Genomic DNA, 2656 nt, shown 5'->3' with positions numbered 1-2656 from the left:
CGTGGAGGGTGTCCGAAGCGCCGAAGCCGTTATCGACAACGGTGAGTTTGGCGTACATACAATCAGGTTCGAGACGGGCCGGCTGGCTCGTCAGGCCGCCGGGTCCGCTTTGGTGACCCTGGACGGCGAGACCGTGGTGCTCTCCGCCACCACGGCGTCCAAGCAGCCCAAGGAGAACCTGGACTTCTTCCCGCTCACGGTCGACGTGGAAGAGCGGATGTACGCGGCGGGCCGGATTCCCGGCTCTTTTTTCCGTCGGGAGGGCCGTCCGTCCGAGGACGCCATCCTGACCTGCCGGCTCATCGACCGGCCGCTGCGCCCGTCCTTCGTCAAGGGGCTGCGCAACGAGATCCAGATCGTCGAGACGATTCTCGCGCTCGACCCGCAGCACCTGTACGACGTGGTGGCGATCAACGCCGCCTCCATGTCCACCCAGCTGGCGGGCCTGCCGTTTTCCGGCCCCATCGGCGGCGTGCGAGTGGCCCTGATCAAGGGCCAGTGGGTCGCGTTCCCCGTCCATGAGCAGCTGGCGCAGGCCACCTTCGACATGGTGGTCGCGGGCCGGGTACTCGGGGACGGCGACGTGGCCATCATGATGGTGGAGGCCGAGTCCACCCCCGAGACGCTCAAGCTGCTGGCCGATTCCGGCAGCGGCGCCGTCGCCCCCACCGAGGACACGGTGGCCGAGGGCCTGGACGCCGCCAAGCCCTTCATCAAGATCCTGTGCGAGGCGCAGCAGCGGCTCGCCGCCGAGTCGGCCGAGGCCGGGGGCGCGGCGCACGCCGAGTACCCGGTGTTCGTCGACTACACCGAGGACGTGTACGACGCGGTGGCGCGCGAGGTCTCCGACGAGCTGGCCAAGGCGCTGACCATCGCGGGCAAGCACGACCGCGAGGCCGAGACCGACCGGGTCAAGGCGCTGGCCCAGGAGAAGCTCGCCGAGCAGTTCGAGGGGCGCGAGAAGGAGATCAGCGCCGCGTTCCGCTCGCTGACCAAGAAGCTGGTCCGGGAGCGGATCATCCGGGACGGGGTGCGCATCGACGGCCGCGGCCTGGCCGACATCCGGGCGCTGTCCGCCATGAGCCACGTGCTGCCCCGGGTGCACGGCTCCGCGCTGTTCGAGCGGGGCGAGACTCAGATCCTGGGCGTGACCACGCTGAACATGCTCCGGATGGAGCAGATGATCGACACGCTCAACCCCGAGCGGACCAAGCGCTACATGCACAACTACAACATGCCGCCCTACTCGACCGGTGAGACCGGCCGGGTCGGCTCGCCCAAGCGTCGCGAGATCGGGCACGGCGCGCTCGCCGAGCGGGCGCTGCTCCCGGTGCTGCCCGCCCGCGAGGAGTTCCCGTACGCGATCCGGCAGGTGTCGGAGGCGATCAGCTCGAACGGCTCCACGTCCATGGGCTCGGTCTGCGCCTCAACGATGTCGCTGCTGGACGCGGGCGTGCCGCTGAAGGACATGGTGTCCGGCATCGCCATGGGCCTGATCCACGAGGGCGGCCAGTACGTGACGCTGACCGACATCCTCGGCGCCGAGGACGCGTTCGGCGACATGGACTTCAAGGTGGCGGGCACCGAGCAGGTGATCACCGCGCTGCAGCTGGACACCAAGCTCGACGGCATCCCCGCCTCGGTGCTTGCCGCGGCGCTGAAGCAGGCCCGCGGGGCCCGGATGACCATTCTCGAGGTCATGCGCGGTGCGATCAGCCAGCCCGGCGAGATGTCCCCGTACGCGCCGCGGATCATCACGATCAAGGTGCCGGTGGACAAGATCGGCGAGGTCATCGGGCCCAAGGGCAAGATGATCAACTCGATCCAGGACGACACGGGCGCCGAGATCACCATCGAGGACGACGGCACCATCTACGTCGGGGCCACCGACGGGCCCTCGGCCGAGGCGGCCCGGGCCGCGATCAACGCCATCGCCAACCCGCACATGCCCGAGGTCGGGGAGCGCTTCCTCGGCACGGTCGTCAAGACCACGACCTTCGGTGCGTTCGTCAGCCTGCTGCCGGGCAAGGACGGCCTGCTGCACATCACCCAGATCCGCAAGCTGCACGGCGGCAGGCGGATCGAGAACATCGACGACGTGATCCACATCGGCGACAAGATCCAGGTCGAGATCCGCGAGATCGACGACCGCGGCAAGCTGTCCCTGGTGCCGGTCGAGGTCGTCGAGCGCGAGGCGGCCGGCGAGGACCTGTCCGGTGGCGAGCCGTCCCGTGACCGCGGCGACCGGCCCCGCAGCGGGGACCGCGGCGACCGCGACCGCGGCGAGCGCGGCGGCGGCGACCGGAGCGGCGACGGGCAGGATGGTCATCGCCGGACCCGGCACCGTACCCGGGGGCACCACGAGTAGATGACTACCGAACCAAGCCACGTCCGTCGCACCGTCCTGCCCGGCGGGCTGAGGGTCGTTACCGAGTTCCTGCCCGCCGTGCGGTCGGTGGCGCTGGGCATCTGGGTCGGCGTCGGCTCCCGGGACGAGGACCACGCGCACGCGGGAGCGACGCACTACCTGGAGCACCTGCTGTTCAAGGGCACCAGCCGGCGCACCGCGCTGGAGATCTCGGCCGAGATGGACGCGGTCGGCGGCGAGATGAACGCGTTCACCGCGAAGGAGTACACCTGCTACTACGCGCGGGTG

Annotated in this window: 2 protein-coding genes; both read left to right on the top strand. The window is 69.8% G+C overall.

Annotation, left to right across the window (positions count from 1 at the left end; translation table 11 throughout):
* The first annotated feature begins 1 nt into the window (after nt 1).
* Nucleotides 2-2368, top strand: a complete 2367-nt coding sequence (locus tag VG296_RS28465) for a polyribonucleotide nucleotidyltransferase (RefSeq protein WP_325571315.1) — start codon at nt 2-4, stop codon at nt 2366-2368.
* On the top strand, nt 2369-2656 hold a 288-nt coding region (locus tag VG296_RS28460), incomplete at its 3' end, for a M16 family metallopeptidase (protein ID WP_325571313.1).

This window comes from Actinospica sp., assembly GCF_035552695.1.
In the GTDB taxonomy this organism is placed as follows: domain Bacteria; phylum Actinomycetota; class Actinomycetes; order Streptomycetales; family Catenulisporaceae; genus Actinospica.
Note: the sequence above shows the minus strand (reverse complement) of the source record. Positions and strands in the feature narration are given on the sequence as shown.